Origin of the sequence: Campylobacter sp. RM5063, assembly GCF_024723655.1 — a bacterium.
GTDB classification, from domain to species: Bacteria; Campylobacterota; Campylobacteria; order Campylobacterales; family Campylobacteraceae; genus Campylobacter_D; species Campylobacter_D lari_D.
Genome location: NZ_JANQDA010000003.1, coordinates 55,670 through 80,239 on the forward strand (window position 1 = coordinate 55,670; position 24,570 = coordinate 80,239).

Genomic DNA, 24,570 nt, shown 5'->3' on the forward strand with positions numbered 1-24,570 from the left:
TGCTTATAAATTATTAAATTAATAAAATTTTATAATAAAGTAGATTAAAATGTGTAAAAAATATATTATTATAATATTTTTTGCATAAAATCACTTATATAAAAGCAAAAAAAACATAAAAATTATATATAGTATGCAAAAGGAGTTTTTGATGGGACAAAATACAGGACAAAGTTTAAAAAATAATTTTTTAACATTATTGTTATTATCCTTTTGCGGATCTATTATTTATGGTTTACCTTATTTTAGAAAGTATTATTATGATGATTATATGAGTCTTTATCATTTAAATAATTTTGAAATGGGGCTTTTGGGTAGTGCTTATGGATTGCTTGGTTTGTTTTCTTATGCTTTAGGAGGTTATTTAGCAGATCGTTTTGCACCAAAAAAATTATTGATTTTTTCTTTAATTGCTACAGGACTTGGTGGTTTATTGCATTTATATTTTACTTCTTTAAATACACTTTTGATTATTTATGGAATTTGGGGGATTACCTCATTATTAACTTTTTGGCCTTCTTTGATGAAAATAGTAAGGAGTTTAGCAAATTCTAAAGAACAAGCAAGGGCTTATGGAATTTTTGAAGGCGGTAGAGGAGTTGTTGGTGCTGCACATTTGGCTATAGCTACGAGTATTTTTGGATATTTTCAAACAAAAGCCTTAGCCGCACAAGGTATAGAAATGGTTATTGTGTTTTATTCTATAGCTCCTATCGCAAGTGCTATTTTATTGTTTTTTCTTTTGAAAGATGATATTAATGAGCAAAGTGAGAAGATTAAAATCAAAGACTTGGTTTTTCTTTTGAAAAATTCTGCTCTTTGGCTTGTGGTTGCTATTACTTTTTGTACATATTTTTTTAACATGAGTTTTTATTATTTTACTCCTTATGCAAGCAATGTTATAGGAACTTCTGCTGTTTTTGCAGCTATTTTAACGGTATTGGCTCAATATATTCGTCCGGTTTCTTCTGTAGCGGGTGGATTTATAGCAGATGGATATGGAAAAGCTAAAATAATGATGATAGGCTTTATTTTAATGGGAATTGGTGTTATTTTTTTAATGCTTAGTTCAAAATTAAATGGATTTTTACAAATGAGTGTTTTAACTTCTGCTTGTGTCATAATTTATATAGCTATGTATTCTAATTTTGGAATTTATTATTCTTTACTTAGTGAGGGAAAAATTCCTATACATTTAGCGGGTATGGCTATAGGTATTGTATCTACTTTTGGGTATTTGCCTGAAGTTTTTGCACCATTACTTGCTGGAGATTTATTAGATAGATACCCAGGTGTAAAAGGTTTTCATATATATTTTACCATCATGATAGTTATGGCTATTTTGGGCGTAATGTTTTGTTTGATTTGGATTAAAAAATACAATAAAAAGGAGATGAAATGAAGGAAATTGTTTTTAACTTTAAAAACAAGGTTAGAGTAATAGAAAATGAATGGATAGTTTTAAAAGATGGCACTAAGCTTTCATCACGAATTTGGCTTCCTCAAGTAAAAGAAAAAGTTCCTGCTATATTAGAATACATTCCTTATAGAAAAAATGATGGAACAAGGGGTAGAGATGAGCCTATGCACGGATATTTTAGTGGTAATGGCTATGCGGTTGTTAGGGTTGATATTAGAGGAAGTGGGGAATCTGATGGTTTATTAGAAGATGAATATTTAAAACAAGAACAAGATGATGCCTTAGAAGTCATTGAGTGGATTGCAAAGCAAGAATGGTGTGATGGGAATATTGGTATGATGGGTAAATCTTGGGGTGGCTTTAATTCTTTACAAGTTGCAGCAAGAAGACCTAAAAATTTAAAAGCAATTATAGTAGTAGGTTTTACTGATGATAGGTTTAATGAGGATATTCATTATAAAGGCGGATGTTTGCTTAATGATAATTTTTGGTGGGGTAATATCATGCTTGCATATCAATCACGCTTTGTTGATCCAAAAATTGATCCAAATGGTAGAAAAAAATGGTTCAATAGGCTTGAGAACATGCCTTTATGGCCCACATTATGGCTTGGGCATACTTTAAAAGATGATTATTGGAAGCATGGGTCTGTTGGGGAAAATTATGATGATATACAAGTTCCTGTTTTTGCATTAGATGGATGGGCTGATTCTTACACTAATCCTGTTTTTACTCTAATGAATGGTTTGAAAGTTCCAAAAAAAGCTATCGTTGGTCCTTGGGCTCATGTTTATCCTCATGATGGCTTACCTTTGCCTGCAATGGGTTTTTTACAAGAAGCACTTAAATGGTGGGATAAATGGCTTAAAAATGAAGAAAACGATGTATTTGAAGCTCCTATGATACAAGCATATATTGAAAATAGCTCTAAGCCAAATTCAAAAACAGAGAAAGTAGAAGGTCGTTTTGTTGCTTTAAATGATTTTAAAAATGATATTAGCTATAAAAGATACTATTTAAATCCGCATAAATTAACATGTAAAAAATCAAGTGAATTTATCAAAATTAACACCCCGCTAAATCATGGGCTTTTATCCGGAGAGTGGATGGGAGCTGGTGTTTTAGGAGAAAGTCCTAGCGATCAAAGGTTGGATGATGGGATGGCAGTTGTTTTTGAAAGTGATTTTTTAGAACAAGATTTGGATGTCTTAGGCTTTCCTATGTTAAATATAAAAATTGCAAGCGATCAAGAAAAAGCTATGCTTTTTGCTCAACTTAGTGAAGTTAGAGCTGATGGTTTTGTAAAAAGAGTAAGTTATGGAGTAATCAATCTTGCATTAAGTGATAATAAAGAGCAATTTATACCTTTAAAAAAAGATGAATTTATCCAAAAGCAAATCAAACTTGATGCTTGTGGATATAGATTTGCTAAGGGTTCTAAGATAAGATTATCATTAGCAAATTCTTTTTGGCCTATGTTTTGGCCTATGCCAAAAATTTCAACCTTGACTTTAGATTTAAATGAGTGTGAATTTAATTTACCATGTTTTAATGGTCAAGATAGCAATAAAATCAATATGCAAGCACAAAGTGCTCCTTTAACTCCAATAACACTTTTAGAAGAAGGTAGGGTAGATAGAAGCATTTCTTATGATATTTTAAACGATACTTGGACTTGTATTACAGATGGTGTTGGCGGGGTTTTTGGAGAAGGTGTTTATAGATTTGATGAGGTTGATGTTTTAGTAAAGCATAATTTAAAAAGAGAATTAAAACTTCAAAATGAAAACCCATTAAGTGCAGAATATACCATTACCCAAACAATGCAAATAGGACGCGAGGGTTGTATGATGGAGGCGGATATAATCTTAACACAAACTAGCGATTTGGAGTATTTTTATATTAAGGGAAAATTAGTAGTTAAGGAAAATAATAAGCTTGTTTTTGATAAAAAATATGATTATAAAACTAAAAGAAATAGTTTATAAAATTTCCCAAAGTAAAATTTACTTTGGGAATTAATTTTCTTGCAAGATTTTAGCTAAATCTTTAGCACCTTTTAGATCCACTTTGCCAGAGCCTAAAAGTGGGATTTGTTCTACTTTAAAATATTTACTTGGTTTAAAAATAGCAGGCATAGTAGAGTTTTTAATCGCTTCGCAAATTCCTTCAAAATCTTGCTCTTGGCATTCTACTAATAAGCATACCATTTCACCTTTTTTATCATCATCTAGTGCAACTGCGCAAAATTTTACTATATCTGTATTGATAAATTTAGCAATTTCTTCTTCTAAAGCTCCTAAAGATATCATCTCACCACCAATTTTTGCAAAACGAGAATAACGATCTACTATATATAAAAAGCCATCCTCATCTACATGGCCTTTATCGCCGGTATTATACCAGCGTATGCCATCGATTTCTTTGATAACTTCATCGGTTTTTTCTTTATTGTTTAAATAACCCACCATAACCTGATGGCCACCAATGAGTATTAATCCATCTTCTCCATGATTTAAACTTTCATAAGTAGATGGATCTACTATGCGTATAGCGCTTCCTGGTAAAGGCATACCTACACTACCTTCTTTATTTGCACGATGTAAAATCCAATAGTCAGGATCAAATTTATTCGGTAAATTCACACTTGCAACTGGAGTGGTTTCAGTGGCTCCATAGCCTTCAAAAATAGGTTTTTTAAATTTAATTTCAAAGGCAGTTCTTACTTCGCTTTTGAGTTTTTCAGCACCTGAAACGATAATCCTTAGGCTTTCAAACATAATCGCATCAAGTTTTTTATTTCTTGCATAAATACCCAAAAAAGTTGAAGTAGCACACATAATGCTAACATTGTTTTTTACTATAGCTTTTGCTACACCTAGTGCATCTGTTGGATCAGCATGTGTTATGCTTTTAATCCCTTCTAATAAAGGCATAAAAGTAGTTACAGTTAATCCAAAAGCATGAAAAGGTGGCAAAGAAGATAAGACAACATCTTCATTTTTTGCACATAATACATCTGAAATTTGAGCTATATTGCTTAAAATATTGCGATTATTTAGCATTACTCCTTTAGGTGTTCCCTCGCTACCACTACTAAATAATATAGCAGCTATGGCAAGGTTTTGTTTATTAGATGCAAATAATGCTTTTATTAAACAAGTAGGTAAGATACTTACTAAAGCAAGCATAGAAAAGATTTTGAGTTTTTGTCTTTTAAAGTTTGCGATAATATCTTCCATAAAAATAATTCTAACATGCTCTTCAAATTCTAGTTTTATGCCTTTATTTTCTAATTTTTCCATAAATTTTCTAGAAGTATAAATTTGTTGAATTTGAGAGCTTTGAATGGCTTGATTTATTGCTTTTACACCTGCTGTGAAATTTAAATTTACCACGATTTTATTTGCAAGTAATACAGCTAGATTACAAAGAGAACTAGCCATGGAAGCAGGGAGTAAAATTCCTATACATTCTTCTTTTGGAGTATAGCTTCCTTGGGTAGGTTGTATATTTAACTCATGTGATCTATTTTTTATAAAAGAGCTAAAAACTAGACTTAAAGCAAGCATTTTTCTATAAGTAATACCACCTATTAAAGGATCAACAATAGCTATTTGACTTAAATTTCTTTTAGCACTATCTATCCAAGCTCTAGCTATAGTATGCATACTTTCACATTGAGATTTCCAAGCAATAAATGAAAGTTCAAAAACCTTTGCTTTAACCACTTCTTTTTTAGTGTGTATTGGCAAGCTTTTTCCAAAAGCAATAGCGATTTTTCTTTTGCTTATTTTGCGGTTTCTTGCTGAAAATTCTTCATCACTTCTTGAAAAAGCACTTCCCCAAAGTCCTCTAATATAAAAAGGTAAAATCACTCCATCTTGTTCTTCTAATTTTGAGCAAACTAACTCAAACCCACCTTTAAATTCATTAAGCTGTCCATGGCGTGAAAGCACTCCTTCTGGGAAAAGGCAAACTAAATTTCCATTTTTAATATGCATAGCAATAAGCTCTAAGCTTGATTTGCTAGAAGCACTTGAAACAGGAATAACTCCAAATTTATCAAGAAAAATTCTAATATACCACTTAGAATAAATGCTTTTTTCCATAACAAAATAAATTTTTCTTGGTATAGCCATTTGCACAATAGCCCAATCTATAAAAGATATATGATTGCCAAGTAATAACGCTCCACCTTTTTCAGGAATATTCTCAAAACCTTCTACCAATAAACGGTAGCGTTGAAAAAACGCTATACTCATTAATAAACGCACTAAAGAAAAAGGCAATTTACTTAGCACATAAATGCTTCCAAAAAATGCCACAGCGATGATAAAATAAAACAAATTTATCACTTCAATTTTAGCATAAGCAGCAAAAGTAGCTAGTGTTAAAAAGCCTAACATAAAAAAATTTTGTATGAAATTATTTCCTGCTAAGACTTTTCCTAATTCATTTTCTTTTGCATGAAATTGTATTAGAGAGTTTAAAGGTATGATAAAAAATGCTCCGCTTAAACCAAAAATAAAAAACACTACACTATAACTTAATAAGTTTTCTAAAAATGGCATTAAAATGCTCATTAGAAAAATCCCTAAAGCACCTAGTGGTATAAGACCTAATTCGATGTAATTTTTAGAAAATTTACCACTAATAAGCGATCCTATAATCACTCCTATACCAGAAAAAGCTAAAGAGCATTGTACATAAAAGGTATTTTCTATAAAAAGATCATTTTTTGCATATACAGGAAAACTCACTAAATAAAGTTGTGATATGGCCCAAAAAAGTGAAATTCCTATAATGCAAAGCCAAATAATTTTATGAGAAAATATTGTTTTTAAATTAGAGGTTAAAAGCTTTCCTTGTAAATATTGTTTTTTATCAAAACTTAAATTTTTATCTTCTTCTTTTAAGCTAGGAAGTTTATAAGCTAAAAAAAGTTCTAATAAAGCAAAAGCTATTAATACAAAACCCAAAGGTGCAATTTGTGTTAAAATATCCGAAGGAGTGTTAAAATTTGACTCAAAAAGCATTTCAAAGCTTAGAGAAAATACTGCCATACCGGCTAAAATAGCCACAATACTTACTGCATTGACAGCTCCATTTCCCATAGCTAAAAGCTCTTTTCCTACTAATTCTTTTATAAAGCCATATTTTGCAGGAGAGTATAAGGCAGATTGCACTCCCATGATAAAAGTCATTGTAAATGCAAGCCAAAATGCTCCAAGATAATAACACAAACAAATAATACAAGTTAATATTACTGAAAATAATGCAGATATTTTCATGATTTTATTTTTAGGAAATTTATCCGCTAAAAATCCAGATGGTGAAAGCATAAGAATAAAAGGCAAAAGCATTAAAGCATTGACAATAGCAGTTAGAAAAAGTTGGGTGCTATCTTCATAAAATTTATAAATGGTATTTTGTATGATGATTTTGTGTCCTAAATCCACAAAAGCATTAATAAAAGCTACTGCTAAAAATGGCAATACGCCAAAAATCTTTAAAAAATTTCCTTGCATTTAAAACTCCATTTTATTTTAAAAATATTATTTTATTATATAAAATTTAAATGGAGTTTTGATATTTGATTAATCTTTAAATTCTACCACTTCATTAAATGCAAAACGAGCTTTTTCTGTACTAGAATTTTTTTGGGCATGTCCTAGAGCAATGAGCATAGATACTCTTTGTTTGGTAGTGTCTAAATTTAAATATTGATTGATTTTATCTTTATCAAAACCACCGATAATACACGAACCTAAATTTAAACTATAAGCAGCATTGATAATATTTGCAATAGCAAGATGACTTTGCTCTTTTGCATAAATAAAACTTTGTTCTAAATCCATTGCGTCTAAAAATGGCTTATAGGTTTGCAAGCGTTTATTTAACTCTTCTTGGCTTAAACCACGCTTTTTTAGTTTTTCTTCAAAATAATCTTTAAAATCAGCTCTTGAGATCACAACAATAATAGCAGCACAATTTGCTACATGATTTTGATTGTTAGCTATTTTGGCAATTTCTTTTTTATGTTCATCTTTTTGAAAAACCAAGAATTTCCAAGGTTCAAGCCCTAAAGAACTAGGAGATAATCTAGCACATTCTAAGATATATTCTAAGTTCTCTCTAGAAATTTTTTCTTGAGTATATGCTCTAATAGAAGAGCGATTTTGCATTAAATTTAAATAATCTTGCATATAATTTCCTTATTTTTAGTTTAATTTATCTTATATCTTATAAGCTTTAAAATTGTTAAAATTATATTTTATTGCTACAATTTTATTTTTACTTCACACAAATGTTTTATTATGCGGTTTTTAAAGGATTAAAATGAAAAAAATAATTTATTTAAGCATATTTTTGATTATACTCATTATAGGGATGTATTTTTTCTTTTTTGCAAATAAGGAAGAATATAATTATCTAACTTATGAGGTTAAAAAACAAGACATTACTCAAAGCATAGAAGCAATAGGTGAAGTTTATGCAAAAACCCAAGTTGATGTTGGTGCACAAGTTAGTGGGCAAATTACTAAACTATATGTAAAATTGGGCGATCGTGTTAATGAGGGTGATTTAATCGCACAAATTGATAAAGATAAACAACAAAATGATTTAGATATTACCAAAGCTAGACTTGAAAGTGCAAAGGCAAATTTAGAAAGTAAAAAAATTGCTCTTGATATAGCTACTAAACAATACCAAAGAGAGCAAAAGCTTTATGCTAAAAAGGCTACCTCTTTAGAAAATCTTGAAAATCTTAAAAATACTTTTTATGCCTTAAGGGCAAATGTGGCTGATTTAAAAGCTCAAACTACTCAACTTGAAATTTCTTTAAAAAATGCTCAAAAAGATTTAGCTTATACTACTATAACTGCACCTAGTAAGGGTGAGATTATCAATGTAGCAGTTGAAGAGGGGCAAACTGTAAATGCAAACCAAAATACACCAAGTATAGTGCGCTTGGCCGATTTAAGTGAAATGGAAATTCGTATGCAAATAGCTGAAGCTGATATTAATAAAATCAGTGTTGGAAAAAAGGTAAAATTTAGCATTTTAAATGAGCCTGATAAAAAATACGAAGCAACTATTTCAAGTATAGATCCAGCAAATACTACCATAAGTGATGCAACAAGCAATACAAATTTAAACTCAAACTCAAGTACTAGCACTAGCGCTGTGTATTATTATGCAAGGGTTTTTGTAAAAAATGATAATAATTTTTTACGCATAGGTATGAGTACAGAAAATGAAATTGCTATTAAAACAGAAAATAATACTTTAGTTATACCAACTTTAGCTATAAAAAGCGATACAAGTGGTTATTATGTAGAAATTTTAAAAGCCAATAATATAAGTGTAAAAACACCTGTTAAATTAGGCATCAAAGATAGTTTAAATACTCAAATTTTAGATGGTATTAATGAGGGCGATTTAGTTATCATAGGTAAAAATAAAAAATGATACGCTTAGAAAATATACAAAAAAAGATTAATAATACAACTATTTTAGAAAATATTAATCTTTATATTCAAAAGGGAGAATTTGTAGCCATTATAGGACAATCAGGAAGTGGTAAAACCTCTCTTTTAAATATTATAGGCACACTTGATGAGCCAAGTAGTGGAAAATACTTTTTAGATCAATATGAAGTTACAAATTTAAGCAAAGATGAAAAAGCAAGAATTAGACGCGAAAAAATTGGTTTTATTTTCCAAAGATATAATTTGCTTAGTCTTTTAAATGCTAAAGATAATGTAGCCTTACCTGCTGTTTATGCAGGAAAAAACAAACAAGAAAGATCGCAAAAGGCTAAAGAATTACTTTCTTTTTTAGAGCTTGATCATAAAGAATTATCAAAGCCAAATGAACTAAGTGGTGGGCAACAGCAAAGAGTTTCTATAGCAAGAGCTTTGATGAATGGTGGTGAGCTTATTTTAGCAGATGAGCCAACGGGTGCGCTTGATTCTAAAAGCGGTAAGATAGTTTTAGAAATTTTAAATAAACTAAATGAGCAAGGACACACCGTAGTTTTAGTCACTCATGATAGGGAAATAGCTGCTAGAGCAAAAAGAGTTATAGAAATTAAAGATGGTAAGATTATAAGCGATAATGGTGTAAAAAAAGCAGATGAAATAAAAACTAAGTTAATGCCAAAAGAGAAAAAAAGCTTTAATTTGCTTAAAAATCAGCTTTTTGAAAGTTTGAAAATGTCTATAACTTCCATTGTAGCACACAAGCTACGCTCTTTGCTTACTATGCTTGGTATTATCATAGGCATAGCTTCAGTAGTTTGCGTGGTTGCTTTAGGACTTGGAGCCCAACAAAATATACTTGCTTCTATTAGCTCTATTGGGACTAATACCATAGAAGTTGTTTCAGGGCGTGGTTTGGGAGATATTCGATCAGGTAAAACAAGGCTAAATTTAAGTGATTTAAAAACCTTAAGTTCTTTGCCTTATTTAGAAGCAGTAGAAGCAGATGTGGGCAAAATAGGGGTAGTAACTTATAAGAATAATTCTTTGCAAGCTAGAATTTATGGAGTAGGGCCAAATCATCTAAGGCTTAGAGGTTTTGTGATGGTAGATGGTAGGTTTATTAATAATGAAGATATAAAAGATAATACTAATATTTGCATTATAGATGAAAATGCTTTGAGAATTTTATTTGATAATATCAGCGCTAAAGATGTTTTAGGTAAAAGCGTGATTTTTAACAAACAGCCTTTAACTATAGTTGGAGTTTTAAAAAAAGAAAGAGATAACAAAGGCTTTAGAGCTGATGAAAATACCATTAAAATTTATACTCCTTATTCTACTTTGATGAATAAAATCACAGGAGATAAACAAATAAGAGCCATAGTAACTAAGGTAAAAGATGAGGTAAATCCTGCTTTAGCTGAAGAGGCTATGGTAAAAATTTTAGAGATTAAACGCGGAAAAAAAGATTTTTTCACTATAAATTCTGACGCAATTAAAAATGCCATTGAGGAAAATACTGCTACTTTGACTTTACTTATTTCTTCTATTGCAGTGGTATCTTTGATAGTAGGTGGTATTGGTGTGATGAATATCATGCTTGTTTCAGTAAGTGAGCGCACAAGAGAAATTGGAGTTAGAATGGCTATTGGAGCTAGAAAAGAAGATATTTTAATGCAGTTTTTAATCGAAGCTGTGTTGATTTGTTCTTTAGGAGCTATTTTTGGAGTAATGCTTTCTTTTATCATCATTGAAGTATTTAATTCTTTAAATTTTGGTTTTACGATGATACTTTCATTAAATTCGGTATTTTTAGGGCTTTTAAGTTCGGTTTTAATCGGAGTGGTTTTTGGATTTTTCCCAGCAAAAAATGCAGCAAATTTAAATCCTATTAGTGCTTTATCAAAGGAATGAGATGAGAATATTTTTATTATTTTTTATAGCCTTTTTTTTAAATGCCTGCGTAGGAGTAAAATTAGAACAAGTATCTCAAGAACAAATAAAAAAAGAATATTTTGAAGATTTTAACGCAAGCAAGGCTTGGTGGGAAAAATATAATAATCAAGACTTAAATAATATCTTAAAAGCTATTATTGATAATAATAAAGACTTAAATATAGCAAGGGTTAATTTTTTAAGTACTTTAGCTAGATATAAGCTTTTAAATTTAGATCTTTATCCTACTTTGAGTGGAAATTTTGGTGCAAATATAAGAAAAAATTTAAACAATGGCACAAAAACGCATAGTTTTTCAAATGGCATTATGTTAAATTATGAGCTTGATATATATGGCAAAATTTCAGATCAAGTTGCTAGTTCTGAATTTTTAGCAAAGGCAAGTGAGTATGAGTTACGCTCTTTAGAGCTTGATACGATTAATTTAGCGATAAATAGTATTTTTGAATTTGTTTATTTCAATGATGTAGATCATTTATTAAACAAACATTTAAAAAATCTAGAGCAAATGCTAGAAATTTATACTACTAAACTTAATTATGGAAAAGTTGAATATATAGATCTTTTAAATATTAAAAAATCTTTATTAAACACTAAACAAAATATCATTACAAATTTGCAAAATAAAGACTTAACTCTTAAAAATATAAAAGACTTACTGGGTAAAGATGATGAGCATTTGATTAATAAAATGCTAAATTATACTCTTGAAGATTTTTCTTTGCAAAAAATTAATTTTGATATAGAATTAAAAATGCTTGCTTATAGACCACAAGTTCAAGCAAAACTAAATCAACTTATGGCTTCTTACAAGGATTATACAAGTGTGCAAAAAAGTATTTTACCTAGCATAAAAATATTGGGAAATTTAGATGGGAATGATAAGAATATTGATGAGAGTTTTAAATTTTTAATTTTAGGAGGCAATGTCGCCATTGACTTACCATTTTTGGACTTTTATAGAGTAAAACAAAATGTAAAAATTTCTGAATTAACATACCAAGCTCGTTTGGTTGAATATAAAGATGTATTACAAAGAACTATCCATGAATTTAATTTTTGTTATGAAAATGACAAGTATTATAATGATTTGTTAAAATTAGTAAAAGACATTAATGTTAATCAAGAAAAAATTACACAGCTATATTTAGAAAAATATGAATTAGGTCGCAGTGAACTAAAAGATTATCTTGATGCGGATGCTTTGCTTATAAATTCACTCCAAGAGCTTAGCAGAGCAAAGCTATCTTTGCTTAAAAATATTAATTTATATCATAATATTGTTTTAATTTCAGAGTAAAAAAGACTAAAAGTGTTTCATTTTGTAATATTATAAGAAAAGAGTGTTGTTTATTTGCGTTGTTTTAAAGTCATTTAGAATACAATTGATAAATAAATCAAACAAAGGAGAATTATGAAATTTGATTTTTATGCAACGCTAGTTACTATGGTTATAGTATTGCTTTTAGGCGTATTTGTCATTAAAAGGGTAAAATTTCTTCGTGATTATAATATCCCTGAGCCAGTTGTTGGTGGTGGGATTGCTGCGATTATTCTTTTGATCTTACATAGTTTCTTCTCATTGGATATTAAATTTGATGAATCTATGAAAGATCCTTTAATGCTTGCATTTTTTTCAAGTATTGGTTTGTTAGCTGATTTTGCTTCTTTAAAAAAGGGTGGAAGAAAATTAGCAATTTTTTTAGTTGTTGTTGTTGGCTTGCTTTTTGCGCAAAATATAGTTGGCATAGGTGTGGCAAGTGCTATGGGGCAAAATCCACTAATGGGACTTATAGCAGGTTCTGTTACAATGAGTGGTGGTCATGGAACAGGTGCAGCATGGGCAGCTGAATTTATTAAAGAACCTTATTTTTACTCTAGTGCAACTACTGTTGCTATTGCTTGTGCTACTTTTGGGCTTATTTCAGGTGGTATCATAGGTGGGCCTGTCGCAAGATATTTAGTCAATAAATATAAGTTAGTAGTTCCAAAGCAAAATGATGATAAAGATGCGATTTTAAATTTCCAGTCTCCAGAAAAAGAAAGACTAATCACACCTTCTTCTTTTATAGAATCTTTGGCATTAATTGCTTTATGTTTATTAATAGGTAGTGCTTTGTCTACTTATATTAAAACAAATACAGGTTTTACTTTACCAACTTTTGTGTATTGTCTTTTTGTAGGTGTGGTTTTAAGAAATGTTTTATCAGCTACAAAAATTCATCATGTATTTGATAGAGAAGTATCAGTTTTAGGTAATGTAAGCTTATCTTTATTTTTAGCTTTAGCTCTAATGACTATTAATCTTTGGGATTTAGTAACTCTTGCACTACCGATGTTGGTAATTTTAGCTGTTCAGGTTGCTATGATGGCTGCTTATGCTATATTTATCACTTTTAGGGTATGTGGAAAAGATTATGACGCAGCAGTTTTAGCAGCAGGACATTGTGGTTTTGGTTTGGGCGCTACTCCAACAGCTATGGTAAATATGCAAACTGTAACAAATCACTATGGTATGAGCCATATGGCATTTATTATTGTACCTTTAGTGGGTGCGTTTTTCATAGATATAGTAAATGCTTTAGTGATTAATGCTTTCTTGTATCTACCATTCTTTCATTAAAATCATCTAGCACTAAATTGGTGCTAGATTAAATTTTCTTATCTTTACTTTTGCATAAATGATTTAAAAAGCACTCTTTGCATAAAGGATTTTTAGCTTTACATGTATAACGCCCAAAAAGCACCATAGCTTGATGAAGATAGTTTAGATTATCTTTAAAAATTTTAGTTAAGTCTTTTTCGGTTTCTTCAGGAGTTTTGGCTTTGCTAAGATTAAGTCTGTGTGAAACTCTAAATACATGGGTATCTACAGCCATGCAATTAGCCCCGCACCATTCTATCATCACTACATGTGCAGTTTTTTGTCCTACACCTGCTAGAGTTTTCAAATCTTGCTCGTCCATTGGAATTTCACCATTAAATTGCTCGCAAACTGCTTGAGCCATTTTGATTAAATTTTGTGCTTTATTATTATAAAATGAGCAAGAATTAATCAAAAGTTTTAAAGAAGATAAATTTGCCTTAGCTAAATCTTGCACACTAGGGTAAGCTTTAAATAAAGCAGGTGTGATGAGATTAACCCTTTTATCAGTACATTGAGCTGAAAGCATAACACAAACTATAAGTTCATAAGCATTACTAAAAACTAATTCTGTTTTTGCTTGTCCAAAATGTTTTAAAAATAATTCTTTAATTTCTAAATTTCTTTTCATAAACTTATTGTATGTTAATCGGCTTTAAATAAAGTTTAGATATAATAAAATTAACAAAACTATTTCAAAGGAAAAACAATGAAAAAAATTTCTTTAGTTGCTGCGGCTTTATTAACAGGTTTGAGTTTAAATGCTGCGGTGGTTGCAACCCTTGATGGAAACAATATTAGCGATACAGAAGTAAATGAGTTTTTTGCTCCTATGTTAAGAGGTGCTAAAATCACTGACTTACCAGCTGAACAAAAAAAAGCAATCATTGATCAATATATCATCCAACAACTTGTATTAAAAGACGCTAAAGCTCAAAAAATAGAAAATGATCCTTCATATAAAGAAGAATTAGAGCGTGCTAAAGAAGCTATCATGGTAAATATCTATCAAAAGAAAATTTTTGATTCTATCAAAAATGATGATGCTAAGGCTAAAAAATACTATGAAGCAAATAAAGATAAATTTACTAAACCAGCTCAAGTAAAAGCTAAGCATATTTTGGTAACTAGTGAAAAAGAAGCTAAAGATATTATTGCCGAGCTTAGTAAGTTAAGTGGAAAAGCTTTAAATGATAAATTTGCTCAACTTGCAAAAGAAAAATCAATCGACAAAGGTTCTTCAGCTCAAGGTGGTGATCTTGGATGGTTTGCTGAATCAACTATGGTAAAACCATTTGCTGATGCAGCTTTTTCTATGAAAAAAGGTACTATTTCTAAAACACCAGTAAAAAGTGATTTTGGATATCATATTATTTTAAAAGAAGATGCTAGAGCGAAAAGTACTATGAGTTATAATGAAGTAAAAGCAGGTATTGAAAGCAATATCAAAATGGAAGAATTTAAAGAACTTATGAATAAAAAAGCTCAAGAGCTTCGTCAAAAAGCAAAAGTGGAATATAAATAATGGGTGTATTAGATCTTGTCAAACCAGGTGTTTTAAGTGGCGATGATCTAAATACCGTATATAATTATGCAAAAAAAGAAGGATTTGCTATCCCTGCGGTAAATGTCGTGGGGACAAATTCTATTAATGCGGTTTTAGAAAGTGCTAAAAAAGTTAATTCACCTGTGATTATTCAATTTTCAAATGGTGGAGCTAAATTTGTAGCAGGAAAAGCTTGTCCAAAAGCTGATGTGCTTGGTGCTATAAGTGGTGCAAGACATGTACATTTAATGGCAAAAGCTTATGGAGTTCCAGTAATTTTACACACAGATCATGCTGCTAGAAAATTACTTCCTTGGATTGATGCTTTGATTGAAGCAAATATTGAGTTTAAAAAAGAAGCAGGTAAGCCTTTGTTTAGCTCTCATATGATTGATTTAAGTGAAGAGGATTTAGAAAGTAATCTAGGCACTTGTGAGAATTATTTAAAACAAATGTCTGAGCTTGGAATTTCTTTAGAGCTTGAGCTAGGATGTACGGGTGGTGAAGAAGATGGAGTGGATAATACTAATATTGATAATGCAAAATTATACACTCAGCCTGAAGATGTAGCATTAGCTTATGAGAGACTTTCTAAAATTAGTGATAGATTTTCAGTTGCAGCTAGTTTTGGTAATGTACATGGAGTATATAAACCAGGAAATGTGATTTTAAGACCTGAAATTCTTAAAAACTCTCAAAATTATGTAAAAGAAAAATTCAATCTTGGTGAAGATAAACCAATCAATTTTGTTTTCCATGGTGGCAGTGGTAGCGATATAGAGGATATCAAAGCAGCACTTAGCTATGGTGTAATTAAGATGAATATTGATACAGATACACAATGGGCTTTTTGGGATGGTGTTAGAGAGTATGAGCTTAAAAATAAAGCTTATTTGCAAGGCCAAATTGGTAATCCAGATGGAGAAGATAAGCCAAATAAAAAATATTATGATCCAAGAGTATGGCTTAGAGCGGGCGAAGAGAGTATGATCAAACGCTTAGAGTGCGCTTTTAGCGATTTAAATTGTATCGATAGAAACTAAGAGTTTTATAACTCTTAGTTAATTTTCCTGTGAAGATTTTAAATTTTTAGAGTAAAATTAACAAAGGTTTATAAAATGGAAGTTAAAACAACTGATGATTTTTCTGATCTTGTATTACCTGAAGGAAAAGGTAGCACAGGAATTGTTGCTTATTTAAAGATTATTTTTATCCCTGCTATATTGTATATTTTAGTGCTTTTAGGGTATTTTGGAAAGATTGATTTTAAAGTAGAATTACATAGTGTTGTAATGATAGGGATTATCTTTTTAGTGGCTTTGATCTTTGCTAGACATAGTGCTGATTATGCTTCAAGTATTTTTGAGCAACAAAAAGATGAGTTTAAGCTGATATTAAAACGCTATATTATGAAGCATTTTTTAGTTATAGGTAAAGAAACAAAGTCAAATGCTAGCTTTGATGATTTTGCATATGCTTATGTGAAAGATTTGAGAAATGAAAATTTTGCTTCTGTGGGTGCAGCTATTTTTCCTATGCTTGGTATTTTAGGAACTTTTATAAGTATAGCCATGTCTATGCCAAATTTTAATTCAAGCGACACAGCAGGCTTAGAACAAGAAATTTCAGTTTTATTAAATGGAGTAGGAACAGCCTTTTATGTATCAATTTATGGAATTTTCTTAGCACTTTGGTGGATATTTTTTGAAAAATACGGTAGTAGTAAATTCCAAAAACTTCTAAATCGTCAAAAAAATGCAACAAACGATTTTTTCTGGTCTAAAGAAGAAATTGATAGAAAATACCTTCAAGAAAGTTTGCAACATTTTGAAAAAATAGGCACGATTTTTGAACATGTAAGCAATGAGGAATTTTTTAAAGAACTAGATAATACAATAGATAGAAAATTTAAAGTTTTTCAAGAACTTGTAAATGCTGAAGAAAAAGCTGTAAGATTAAGCAGTGAGCATGTAAAACAAACTATGAGTGATTTATCTAAAACCCAAAGAGAGCAAAAAGATATTGTTAAAACTTATAGCGAGATTGCAAATGCGGTAAATATGTTAAATTCAAACATAAAAGATTTAACTTTAAGAATTTCAGAGCAATATAATAGACTCTTAGATGTGAGTTCAGATAAGATTGTGCATTTAGATAAAAGTGTGAGTGCTTTAGATGAAAAGGTAAATAATTTTTCAAATAATATTGAAAAATATCAAAATCTTATGCTTGATAATCAAACTAAGCTTTTTGAAGGCTTTAGGGCAAGTATTATAGAGGGTATGCATACTTTTAAAGAAGCTTATGAAGATGAAAAAAATATTGACGAAAAAATTTCACTAATGCAAGAATTTAAAGAAGAAAGCAAAGAGTTAGATGAGCAAACCACACAAGTTATTGCAAAGCTTGAAAATCAAAAAGAAGATGAAAAAATAGATGATAAAAAATAATTCTAGCAATGAAGAAAATAATTTTTGGATAGCTTATGCAGATTTAATGGCGGGCTTGCTTTTTATATTTATTTTGCTTATTGGAGCTATAGTTGTTAAGTATGTTTTAACTCAAAGTGATTTACAAATCATAAAAGAAAATTTGCAAAAACAAGAAGAACGCTTAAGAGAGAATAAAGAAGAATTAAATCAAAAAGAAGATATTTTAAAAAGTCTTAGCCAAAAATTAAGTAATACCTCAAGTACACTTGATAATATCAACAAGCAAAAACAAGCTTTAGAAGCTAATATTACTAAACTTAATCAAGATTTAAATTCAAGTTTAGATGAAAAAGATCAGCAAATTTTTGCTTTACTTGAAAGATTAAATAAAAAAGATGAGGAAATCAAAGAATTAGAGCGTAATTTTGATGAGGCGAAAAGCAAAATCAAAGAACTAGGATTAATCAAAGAAAATACCATCAAAAATCTTCAAGCAAAATTTGATACTAATATTACCTTAGATTCTAATACAGGCGCGATAGTTTTACCTTCTGAAGTGCTTTTTGATACAAATTCTTTTACTCTAAAAGCTCAAGCAAAAGAGAATTTAAAGGCAATTTTAACACAGTATTTTGACAATATCTTAAAAGATGAAAATATCTTAAATAGTATAGAAAATATAGTCATAGAAGGGCATACGGATAGTGCAGGCTCTTATATATATAATCTTGATTTATCACAAAAAAGAGCTTATGCTGTGATGAGTTTTATACACTCATTTTACAAAGATCCAAGATTGCAAAAACTTTTAATGGCAAGTGGTAGATCTTATTCTGATGTGATTATGAAAGATGGTAAAGAAGACAAAGGGGCAAGTCGTAGAATAGAGATTAAGTTTAATATCAATACAAATAATGCTTTAGAAAAGGTTGAAAAATACCTTGATAGCAAGTAGAATTGATGTTTTAAAATACAAAGATTTTGAATTTTTACTCAAAAGAGATGATTTATTAGGTTATATTAATGGAAATAAGGCTAGAAAACTAGCCTTTTTTGAAAAAAATAAACATTTATTTAAAAAAGGACAAAGATTTATTTCTTTTGGCTCCTCTCAAAGTAATGCTTTAGTTGCTTTAGCTAAGTTTTGTTACGAAAATGATTTTTTGCTCATTTTTGTTTGTGAAAAAATGAGTTCTTTTTTAAAAGAAAATCCCCATGGAAATTTAGAATTTGCATTAAAACACAATGTGAAGTTGATAGAAAATATAAATTATCCCACAAGAAGACTGCAAGCTTTAGCCTTGAAAAAAGATGATGATATTTTTATAGAAGAGGGTGTGGCTATAAAAGAAGCTGAATTTGGATACCAGCAACTAGCCTTAGAGCTTAGTGAGCAGTTAAGTGAAAAAGTAAGTATTTTTTTACCTTCAGGTACAGGAACTTCTGCGGCTTTTTTGGCTAAACATAGTAAATTTAAAGTTTTTACATGTGCTTGTGTGGGCGATAGTGCATATTTAAAAGAGCAAATTTTAAGCTTAGAGCCAAATTATAATTTTAATAATTTAACCATACTAAATCCACCTAAAAAATATCATTTTGCTAAGCTTTATTTGGAATTTTATGATCTTTATAAGGATTTAAAAAAAGAATGTGGAGTGGAATTTGATTTGCTTTATGATATGGTGGGTTTTAAAACTTTATTAGCTCATAGAGAGCAATTTGGTGGAAAAATCTTATATATCCATCAAGGAGGCCTTGAAGGAAATATAAGCATGTTAAAGCGTTATGAGTATAAATTAAAAAATTCCAAAATAAAAAATCACTAAAATAATCAAAGGTATAATAAATTTAACATAATAATACCATAGTTTAAAAATACTTCCTTTTAGGATATTTTGATTGGAAAGTTCATAAATAGCATCTTTTTTAAGCACCCAACCTACATAAATACAACAAAAAAATGCGGTTAAAACAAAGAATATATTTCCACTAATAAAATCAAAGCTATCAAAAATATTTTTTCCCTTGATGATAGTAATATCTCTTAAAGGACCATAAGTAAGTATGCATGGTAAATTTCCCAAAACAAAAATACTTCCAAGTGTTAGATTGATAGCAGTATTTTTAGCTAGTTTAAATTTTTCCTCTAAAACACTAATGATTACTTGATAAATTGGCAAGCTTGTAGTAAGTGCAGCGATGATTAAAAGTAAAAAGAAAAACACGCAAATTATACTTCCAAAAGGTATATGTGAAAATGCAACAGGTAGGGTTTTAAAAACCAAAGATGGCCCACTATCAGGGGTTAAACCTACGCTAAATAAAGCTGGGAAAATCATAAATCCAGCAAGCACTGCTATGAGGGTGTTTAAAATTCCTGTATAAACAGAAGTTTTGATTAAATTCTCATTTTTCTTAAGGTGAGATGATAAGGTTATCATTACACCAAAACCCAAAGATAAGGCAAAAAATACTTGCCCTAAAACATCTATAAACAATTTGGGAGTGATTTTAGAAAGATCAGGAGTAAGGTAAAATTTCACACCCTCGCTTGCTCCTTCAAGAGTTAAATTGCGTGCAACAACAACCAAAAGGCAGATAAACAAAAATGGCATAAGATATTTTACTGACTTTTCTATGCCATCAATCACACCTTTTTTTAAGATAATCCAATTAATTATCACAAATATAGTAGTAAAAATTCCTATTAATAAAGGATTATTTTCTATAGTAGAGCTATAAAATTCGCTTGTATATTGAGCGTTAATGGGACTTGAAAGATTAAAATCGCCTATGATAATTTTAAAAATATAAGCTAAAACCCATCCGCCTATTACCATATAATAAGCCATGATTCCAAAACTTCCCAAAAGTCCCATATAGCCAACACTTTGCCAAGAATTAGATATTTTAACTCCATCGTTTGTTTTTCCGCCAAAAGCATCGACTGAATTTAGCATTCTGCGTCTTCCTATGACATTTTCGACCAAAATCACAGGAATTCCTATAAAAATCATAGCTATACAAAAGGCCAAAACATAAGCACCGCCTCCATTTTCACCCACTAAATATGGAAAACGCCAAGTGGCTCCAAAACCAATAGTCGCTCCTGCTACTGTAAGGATATAAGTTAGCGTATTACTCCAAGTTTGTCTTTGCATGCTTTTTCCTTGCTAAATTTAAATAAAAAATATTTTAAGATAAAAAATAATACCATTATGCCAAATTTTTATTTATTTTTTTATCAAATTAAAGGAAAATCCATGCAAAAAAAGAAAATTTTGTTTTTAGGTGCAGGATATGCTACTTTATCGGCTATAAAAGCCTTACCTGATGAGTTTTTTGAAAAAGCACAAGTGAGTTTGATTAATAATAATTCTTATCATTATCATACTATTTTACTACACAAAGTAGCTTCCAATGAAGATATTTATAGTTCAAAATATGATCTTTTGCCTTTATTAAATCCAAAAATCAACTTTATCCAAGATGAAGTTTTAAAAATTTCTAAAGACAAAGTTTTTACTAAAAATAATGAATTTGACTTTGATATTTTAGTATGTGGGCTTGGTTTTGCCAAAGAAACTTTTGGTATTAAAGGCATGCAAGAATATGCTTTGAGTATAGATAATTATGAAAATGCTTTAAAAATTAATGAAATAATATATGAGAAAATAAAAAATTATAAAACCACCCAAAATGAAGATGATTTAAAAATCGCAGTTTGTGGCGGGGGCTTAAGCGGGGTTGAATTTGTAGCTTCTTTAGCTAAAGAGCTTAAAATATTTTGTCAAAAAGAGCAAATTTCTTATGAGAAATTAGAACTTTCTATTATTGAAGCTATGGATCAAATTTTACCTATGTTTGATAAAAGTTTGGCTCTAAAAGCAAAGCAAAGACTAGAAGCACTTGGTGTAAAAGTATATGAAAAATCTAAAATTATAGAATGTGAAAAAAATGGTATAAGGCTTGATGGGGGAGAATTTATTAAAGCTAATACTATCATTTGGACTGCAGGAGTTAGAGGTAATAGCGTTATAGAAAATAGCTCAGATTTTCCAAGCACAAGATCGCGTATAGAAGTAGATGCTTTTATGCATCCATTAAATGTTGAAAATTCATCAAAATATTTTTTTATAGGCGATAATAGTTTATTTAAAAACCCTAAAACTAACATTCCATATCCTCCAACAGCTCAGCTTGCATTAAGAGAAGGAGCTTATGTGGCTAAAGCTTTAATGGCTATGATTGATGAGAAAGATTTTAAACAAGAATTTTCTTTTGTGAGTGGAAATACCGTTTGTTCAATAGGAAGAGATTATGCAGTTGGCACGGTTTTACATAAACCAATTAGTGGTCTTTTGGCAATAAAACTTAAAATTTTTATAGAAAAACTATGGCAATATCAGCTTGAAGGATTGAAAGGTTTTTTGAAATAAAATTAATTTTAAATAGAGTCCTTTAAGGAACTCTATTTAAAAATTCATTTGCATCTACATAGCCTATAATGCGTCCTTTTTCTTCACTTTTGTTAAAAAATATCATCACAGGAGGTCCAAAAACTCCAAATTCTTTCATAAGAGCTAAATCTTCTTGGCTATTATGTGTTACATCTGCTTTTAAAAGTGTATAATTAGCAAGTAAATTTTGTACTTTAGCATCTGTAAAAGTATATTCTTCTAAGAGCTTGCAGTTTTCACACCAAGCGGCTGTAAATTCAAGCATAACAGGTTTGGTAGAATTTTGTAATTCTTGCTTAAGTTCTTTTAAATTTTTAATGGTTTTAAAACTTAAACTAGGACTATTTTCTTTTGAGGCAAGGTTAAACTCAAGAGGTTTTAGTAAGCTTTTTGAACCCATTGAACCACCTAAAATTAGGCTTAAACTGTAAGTTAAAACTAAAATCATACTCGCTTTTTTAAATTTGTCAAAATTAGTTTTAGCTTCATCAAATAAACCCATAAAACTAGCAAAAAATACCCCTATAATTCCATAAAGCATCAAAATGATATTTGCACTAAGTATTCTTTCTAGCATCCAAACTGCCATAATGAGCATGATAAAACCAAAGAAAATCTTTATCTTAAGCATCCAAGCTCCGCTTTTTAAAAAACTTCCTCCAAGACCTATTAAGAGTAAAGGCATGCCCATACCAAAACTCATCACAAATAAAGAAAGTCCTCCTAAAAATACATCACCACTATTAGTAATATAAAGCAAAGCTCCTGCTAAAGGTGCAGCCACGCAAGGACCTACAATAAGAGCTGATAAAAAGCCCATGATAGCTATACCAAAAACTCCATTTTTACCTTCTATTTTTTTATTGATAAAATTTTGAAATTTAAGCGGTAATTGTAATTCATAAAGTCCAAACATAGAAAGTGAGAGCAATACAAAAATACCTGCAAAAGTAATGATAATCCAAGGTTGTTGCAATAAACCTTGTACATTAGCCCCTGCAAGGCCTACTAAAGCACCTGCTATAGCATAAGCTAAAGACATAAAAAAGACATAGATAAAAGATAAATAAAAGCTATGTTTTTTAGATGGTTTGTCTTTGAGCTTCATTGCAATTAATGAAGAAAGAATAGGTATCATTGGTAAAATGCAAGGAGTAAATGCTAGTAATAAGCCATAACCAAAAAAAGTTAAAAGTGTGATAAATATATTTTGTGTGCTTAAATCATTAGCAATTTGCTCATCTTCGTTTTGCTTTTTAAATTGATCTTTAGTGGATTTTATAGTATAAATTCCATTTTGTTTATTAAGTTCATAATTTACATATACAGGACGATAGCATAAACCTTCTTCTGAACAACCTTGATAAGCTAGGGAAAGTTTTGCTTTGTTATTTTTAATAAAATCATCTAATAATAATTGAGGTATGAAAAGTTCAAGTTGGCTAAAAATTACTTCTTTGTTTTCTCTAGTTTGAGTTTGTGGGAAATTTAATAAAGAAGTAATATCATTAGAGTCTAATTCTACTTTGATTTGATCTTTATAAAGATAAATTCTATCTGCAAGATTGATTTTTAAAAAAATTCCTTGATTATTGCTGTGAGTATTGAGTTTAAAGGCTTCATTAAGTGATAATACTCCATTGTTAGCAAAAGCTAAATTTAAAAAAATAAAAAATACCGCTAAAAAACGCATTTTTCTCCTTGAAATTGAAAATTAAATTTGTTTTATTTTACTTATTTGTGGTAAATTTAAGTTAATAATTATCCTAAATTAAGGAGTTTGTTGTGGATAAGGATAAATTTACTCTTATTAAAGTGAAAAAATCAACACTTGAGTATGAAAGCGAGCTTAGAAGATTACAAATTGAGCTTTTAAAATTTCAAAATCATGTCAAAGATAAAGGATTAAAAGTTTTGATTTTAATTGAAGGGCGTGATGCAGCAGGAAAAGGTGGTGCTATTAAAAGATTAATTGAACATTTAAATCCTAGAGGTTGTCGTGTGGTAGCACTTGAAAAACCAAGTGATGTGGAAAGAACTCAGTGGTATTTTCAGCGTTATGTGACACATTTGCCTGCAGCAGGAGAGATAGTGATTTTTGATAGATCTTGGTATAATAGAGCAGGGGTGGAACCTGTGATGGGCTTTTGTACTCCAAATGAGCATAAAAAATTCTTGCGTGAGGTGTCTTCTTTTGAAGAAATGCTACTTGATAGTGGAATTTTATTTTTTAAATTTTATTTTTCAGTTTCCAAACAAGAGCAAAAAAGGCGTTTTGAGCAAAGGAGAACAGATCCGCTAAAACAATACAAACTTTCTGTTGTTGATGAAAAATCACAAGAATTATGGGATAAATACACTCTAGCCAAATATTCTATGCTTTTAGCTTCTAATACACCAAAATGTCCTTGGGTGATCATTAATTCAGATAGTAAAAAGAAAGCAAGGATAAATTTGTTTAAATATCTACTTAATTCTTTAGAGTATCCAAATAAAATTAAAAATAAGTATTTTAAATATGATAAAAAATTAGTCCGTAGCGGTGAGGAAGAAATTCGTAAGATGGAACTTAGTTTAAATGATGAAAAACTTAAAAAATTTGATAAAAAATAAAGGCTAGAA

18 protein-coding genes are annotated in these 24,570 nt (G+C 29.9%); 13 read left to right on the plus strand and 5 right to left on the minus strand.

The features are described from left to right. Positions 1-151: 151 nt before the first annotated feature. Both CAMP5063_RS01900 and CAMP5063_RS01905 read left to right on the plus strand, forming a co-directional pair. Entirely contained in the window at positions 152-1,402 is a 1,251-nt protein-coding gene (locus tag CAMP5063_RS01900; RefSeq protein WP_337194708.1) for an MFS transporter, read from the plus strand. Further along, entirely contained in the window at positions 1,399-3,408 is a 2,010-nt protein-coding gene (locus CAMP5063_RS01905; protein ID WP_337194709.1) for a CocE/NonD family hydrolase, read from the plus strand. The genes CAMP5063_RS01900 and CAMP5063_RS01905 overlap by 4 nt, the downstream gene beginning before the upstream one ends. 30 nt (positions 3,409-3,438) lie before the next feature. Here CAMP5063_RS01905 and CAMP5063_RS01910 read toward each other — a convergent pair whose 3' ends face one another. Continuing rightward, complete coding sequence (locus CAMP5063_RS01910) at positions 3,439-6,951, minus strand: acyl-[ACP]--phospholipid O-acyltransferase (protein WP_337194710.1); 3,513 nt, start codon at positions 6,949-6,951, stop codon at positions 3,439-3,441. 69 nt (positions 6,952-7,020) lie between these two features. Next, positions 7,021-7,629: an NAD(P)H-dependent oxidoreductase gene (locus tag CAMP5063_RS01915; RefSeq protein WP_133318817.1), complete on the minus strand. Its 609-nt coding sequence runs from the start codon at positions 7,627-7,629 to the stop codon at positions 7,021-7,023. A gap of 133 nt (positions 7,630-7,762) precedes the next feature. Here CAMP5063_RS01915 and CAMP5063_RS01920 point away from each other — a divergent pair, with 133 nt between their 5' ends. The 4 genes from CAMP5063_RS01920 (at position 7,763) to gltS (ending at position 13,489) form a co-directional block, all read left to right on the plus strand. Beyond that, positions 7,763-8,896: an efflux RND transporter periplasmic adaptor subunit gene (locus tag CAMP5063_RS01920; RefSeq protein WP_263709352.1), complete on the plus strand. Its 1,134-nt coding sequence runs from the start codon at positions 7,763-7,765 to the stop codon at positions 8,894-8,896. Continuing rightward, complete coding sequence (locus tag CAMP5063_RS01925; protein ID WP_263737248.1) at positions 8,893-10,824, plus strand: ABC transporter permease; 1,932 nt, start codon at positions 8,893-8,895, stop codon at positions 10,822-10,824. The genes CAMP5063_RS01920 and CAMP5063_RS01925 overlap by 4 nt, the downstream gene beginning before the upstream one ends. A gap of 1 nt (position 10,825) precedes the next feature. Then, positions 10,826-12,166 (plus strand): TolC family protein, encoded by a 1,341-nt coding sequence (locus CAMP5063_RS01930; RefSeq protein ID WP_263737249.1) that lies wholly within the window; start codon positions 10,826-10,828, stop codon positions 12,164-12,166. A gap of 114 nt (positions 12,167-12,280) precedes the next feature. Then, positions 12,281-13,489, plus strand: coding sequence for a sodium/glutamate symporter (gene gltS / locus CAMP5063_RS01935; RefSeq protein WP_133318821.1), 1,209 nt, complete (start codon positions 12,281-12,283; stop codon positions 13,487-13,489). A 28-nt stretch (positions 13,490-13,517) separates the two neighbouring features. Here gltS and nth read toward each other — a convergent pair whose 3' ends face one another. Beyond that, on the minus strand, positions 13,518-14,141 hold the full coding sequence (gene nth / locus CAMP5063_RS01940) for an endonuclease III (protein ID WP_133318822.1): 624 nt from the start codon (positions 14,139-14,141) through the stop codon (positions 13,518-13,520). 78 nt (positions 14,142-14,219) lie between these two features. Here nth and CAMP5063_RS01945 point away from each other — a divergent pair, with 78 nt between their 5' ends. The 5 genes from CAMP5063_RS01945 (at position 14,220) to CAMP5063_RS01965 (ending at position 19,314) form a co-directional block, all read left to right on the plus strand. After that, positions 14,220-15,035, plus strand: a complete 816-nt coding sequence (locus CAMP5063_RS01945) for a peptidylprolyl isomerase (RefSeq protein ID WP_133318823.1) — start codon at positions 14,220-14,222, stop codon at positions 15,033-15,035. After that, the gene (fbaA, locus tag CAMP5063_RS01950; RefSeq protein ID WP_263737250.1) at positions 15,035-16,099 is read left to right on the plus strand and encodes a class II fructose-bisphosphate aldolase; all 1,065 of its coding nucleotides are present in this window, start codon (positions 15,035-15,037) and stop codon (positions 16,097-16,099) included. The genes CAMP5063_RS01945 and fbaA overlap by 1 nt, the downstream gene beginning before the upstream one ends. 75 nt (positions 16,100-16,174) lie before the next feature. Beyond that, a complete protein-coding gene (locus CAMP5063_RS01955; protein WP_263737251.1) occupies positions 16,175-17,506 on the plus strand; it encodes a MotA/TolQ/ExbB proton channel family protein in 1,332 nt (443 codons plus the stop codon). Next, complete coding sequence (locus CAMP5063_RS01960) at positions 17,493-18,443, plus strand: OmpA family protein (protein ID WP_263669786.1); 951 nt, start codon at positions 17,493-17,495, stop codon at positions 18,441-18,443. The genes CAMP5063_RS01955 and CAMP5063_RS01960 overlap by 14 nt, the downstream gene beginning before the upstream one ends. Continuing rightward, a complete protein-coding gene (locus CAMP5063_RS01965; protein ID WP_263737252.1) occupies positions 18,430-19,314 on the plus strand; it encodes a 1-aminocyclopropane-1-carboxylate deaminase/D-cysteine desulfhydrase in 885 nt (294 codons plus the stop codon). Before CAMP5063_RS01960 ends, CAMP5063_RS01965 begins: the two co-directional genes overlap by 14 nt. Here CAMP5063_RS01965 and CAMP5063_RS01970 read toward each other — a convergent pair. Beyond that, positions 19,285-20,649 carry a sodium-dependent transporter gene (locus tag CAMP5063_RS01970; RefSeq protein WP_263709355.1) on the minus strand — a complete coding sequence of 455 codons (1,365 nt, stop codon included), beginning with the start codon at positions 20,647-20,649 and terminating at the stop codon, positions 19,285-19,287. The two genes, CAMP5063_RS01965 and CAMP5063_RS01970, sit on opposite strands and share 30 nt — an antisense overlap. A gap of 102 nt (positions 20,650-20,751) precedes the next feature. On the opposite strand from CAMP5063_RS01970, the gene CAMP5063_RS01975 reads away from it, so the two are divergent. Continuing rightward, entirely contained in the window at positions 20,752-21,927 is a 1,176-nt protein-coding gene (locus CAMP5063_RS01975) for an NAD(P)/FAD-dependent oxidoreductase (protein WP_337194711.1), read from the plus strand. A gap of 22 nt (positions 21,928-21,949) precedes the next feature. Here CAMP5063_RS01975 and dsbD read toward each other — a convergent pair whose 3' ends face one another. Next, entirely contained in the window at positions 21,950-23,641 is a 1,692-nt protein-coding gene (gene dsbD, locus CAMP5063_RS01980) for a protein-disulfide reductase DsbD (protein WP_337194712.1), read from the minus strand. Positions 23,642-23,718: 77 nt separating this feature from the next. On the opposite strand from dsbD, the gene ppk2 reads away from it, so the two are divergent. Next, on the plus strand, positions 23,719-24,561 hold the full coding sequence (gene ppk2, locus CAMP5063_RS01985; RefSeq protein ID WP_220567128.1) for a polyphosphate kinase 2: 843 nt from the start codon (positions 23,719-23,721) through the stop codon (positions 24,559-24,561). Positions 24,562-24,570: the final 9 nt, after the last annotated feature.

Excerpts from the sequence above, each read along its gene's own strand:
- CAMP5063_RS01905 (WP_337194709.1), top strand. The coding sequence starts at position 1,399 with ATGAAGGAAATTGTTTTTAACTTTAAAAACAAGGTTAGAGTAATAGAA.
- nth (WP_133318822.1), bottom strand. The coding sequence starts at position 14,141 with ATGAAAAGAAATTTAGAAATTAAAGAATTATTTTTAAAACATTTTGGA.
- CAMP5063_RS01970 (WP_263709355.1), bottom strand. The coding sequence starts at position 20,649 with ATGCAAAGACAAACTTGGAGTAATACGCTAACTTATATCCTTACAGTA.
- CAMP5063_RS01915 (WP_133318817.1), bottom strand. The coding sequence starts at position 7,629 with ATGCAAGATTATTTAAATTTAATGCAAAATCGCTCTTCTATTAGAGCA.
- fbaA (WP_263737250.1), top strand. The coding sequence starts at position 15,035 with ATGGGTGTATTAGATCTTGTCAAACCAGGTGTTTTAAGTGGCGATGAT.
- CAMP5063_RS01920 (WP_263709352.1), top strand. The coding sequence starts at position 7,763 with ATGAAAAAAATAATTTATTTAAGCATATTTTTGATTATACTCATTATA.
- CAMP5063_RS01900 (WP_337194708.1), top strand. The coding sequence starts at position 152 with ATGGGACAAAATACAGGACAAAGTTTAAAAAATAATTTTTTAACATTA.
- CAMP5063_RS01945 (WP_133318823.1), top strand. The coding sequence starts at position 14,220 with ATGAAAAAAATTTCTTTAGTTGCTGCGGCTTTATTAACAGGTTTGAGT.
- CAMP5063_RS01910 (WP_337194710.1), bottom strand. The coding sequence starts at position 6,951 with ATGCAAGGAAATTTTTTAAAGATTTTTGGCGTATTGCCATTTTTAGCA.
- CAMP5063_RS01955 (WP_263737251.1), top strand. The coding sequence starts at position 16,175 with ATGGAAGTTAAAACAACTGATGATTTTTCTGATCTTGTATTACCTGAA.
- CAMP5063_RS01930 (WP_263737249.1), top strand. The coding sequence starts at position 10,826 with ATGAGAATATTTTTATTATTTTTTATAGCCTTTTTTTTAAATGCCTGC.
- gltS (WP_133318821.1), top strand. The coding sequence starts at position 12,281 with ATGAAATTTGATTTTTATGCAACGCTAGTTACTATGGTTATAGTATTG.
- CAMP5063_RS01975 (WP_337194711.1), top strand. The coding sequence starts at position 20,752 with ATGCAAAAAAAGAAAATTTTGTTTTTAGGTGCAGGATATGCTACTTTA.
- CAMP5063_RS01925 (WP_263737248.1), top strand. The coding sequence starts at position 8,893 with ATGATACGCTTAGAAAATATACAAAAAAAGATTAATAATACAACTATT.
- CAMP5063_RS01960 (WP_263669786.1), top strand. The coding sequence starts at position 17,493 with ATGATAAAAAATAATTCTAGCAATGAAGAAAATAATTTTTGGATAGCT.
- dsbD (WP_337194712.1), bottom strand. The coding sequence starts at position 23,641 with ATGCGTTTTTTAGCGGTATTTTTTATTTTTTTAAATTTAGCTTTTGCT.